A 1,754-nucleotide genomic window follows, 5' to 3' on the forward strand; every position below is an offset into this window, starting at 1 on the left:
CTCCCTCGATATGATTTGGTTTTCTCACTCAAGCTCATGAATTCGCAGGATTTCACCTTTAGATTAGCGTGAGAATAAGAAGGAAACGGAGGAGCCGGTAGCCTGGAACGCTTAGAGGGCATGCAGGAACAGAGGTGAAACAAGGGTCACCTAATTCATTCCATATCTTGCACGTCTCCAAGTCGCCCCTAGCGATTCTCACTCCCATGTCTCAACGGGTCCAAGCCCTATCATTCCTTCGTCACATCTAACTAAGGGGTGGAGGTCGGTTTTTCTAACGGAACGGGTCCGAGCCCTTTTGCTTAACATCTCCCGATACTCCGTGCTTCTTGTTCATCCTGCGAATTCATCAGTTGGCGAAAAAAACTCCGCTTAAGCTGCTTGAGGAAACACTCTAGTAGAGTCGTAAACTTCGTTACTTCTTGCCAGACCGACAAGTATTCGAGCTATTTTACCGCATAATTTCATAATAGATTTCATTCTCTTGAGCTTCTTTACGTCAACATTGTATTGGTGTAGGGCTCTCAGATCCGGATTAACCATAACCATGCACATCGTCATGAGATAAAGGAAACGCCGGAGACGAGGACGTCCACGCTTGCTCAGCACCATTTTGCCACGCCATTTGCCGGAACTGGCTTCGGCTAAGTTGAGACCCGCATGACGAAGCAACGCATTTCCATGCGAGTAGCCGCTTAGATCACCAGCTTCGCCGAGCACGCCAGCTAAGCTGGTTGCATTTATTCCTTGAATCTCAAGCAACTTTTGAGCGTATGGAATACGTTCCAAGATGGAATGAAGCTCAAGATTGATCCGCTCAAGCTGGCGCTGCGCCAAGTCGTATTCTTCGAGCAGTTGAGCTAAGTGCAACTTATAGGCATGAAGCGCCTGCGTGACGCCCACGCTGCGCTTAGCGAGTGCAACGAGCTGCTTGGCCCGGTGCACTCCTGCATGACGTTTCATATATTTCTTCCAGCCGGCGATGACTTGCTCAGTTGTTAGCCGGCTGATTTCTTCCGGAAGAGGAAACAGCCTAAGAGTGGCAATAGCACTGTTACAGGTAAGGACTTTAAAGACTTGTCGAAGTTCCGGAAACACAATATCTACCCAGCGATGAATCTGGTTAACGGCACTGTTGAGCCGTTTGGAAACCGTATCACGGTTAGACATAAGGATCCGCAGTTCCTCGTAGGCTTGCGGATTGAATCGAACAGGGGAATAGTAGCCGTTTTTGACCATATCCGCGATGACCAGCGCGTCTTTAGGATCGCTTTTGGAAGGGGTATTGTCGCGGTTTTCTTTGTTCTTTTTGACGAGGTGGGGATTAACGAGTACAGCCTCAATTCCTTGGGCCGACAGCCAACGAGCGAGACTCAGCCAGTAGTGGCCGGTAGGTTCCATGCCGACTATGACTTTGCTCAGTTTGTAGGATTTGAGTAGATCTTGAATCCACCAAGCAAATCGCCCAAAGCCCTCGTGATGACTGCCAAACTGTAACGGCGAACCCAGTGCAATGCCTCGATAGCTGACCGCACGAGCGACGTGGGCTTCTTGGGCAATGTCCACGCCGACAACTAGATGCGACGAGGAAATGTTTTCAATGAGTTGATTTTGCTTGTCCTGAGCCTTAAACTTCATTGTAGAGTGACCTCCATGATGATAGGTTTTTGGGGCAACGACCCCGTGTGCAACCCTATCTTACCGAGGCACTCTTTTTTATTCAAAGTCCGAATTAATCGCATTACAGGAATTCT

1 protein-coding gene is annotated in these 1,754 nt (G+C 48.9%); it reads right to left on the reverse strand.

The features are described 5' to 3' along the window. Positions 1 to 372: 372 nt before the first annotated feature. Positions 373 to 1,638, reverse strand: coding sequence for an IS110 family RNA-guided transposase (locus E5161_RS20570; protein ID WP_136779757.1), 1,266 nt, complete (start codon positions 1,636 to 1,638; stop codon positions 373 to 375). Between the last annotated feature and the right edge of the window lie 116 nt (positions 1,639 to 1,754).

The sequence above is a fragment of the Cohnella pontilimi genome (assembly GCF_005049045.1).
Classification (GTDB): Bacteria; Bacillota; Bacilli; order Paenibacillales; family Paenibacillaceae; genus Cohnella; species Cohnella pontilimi.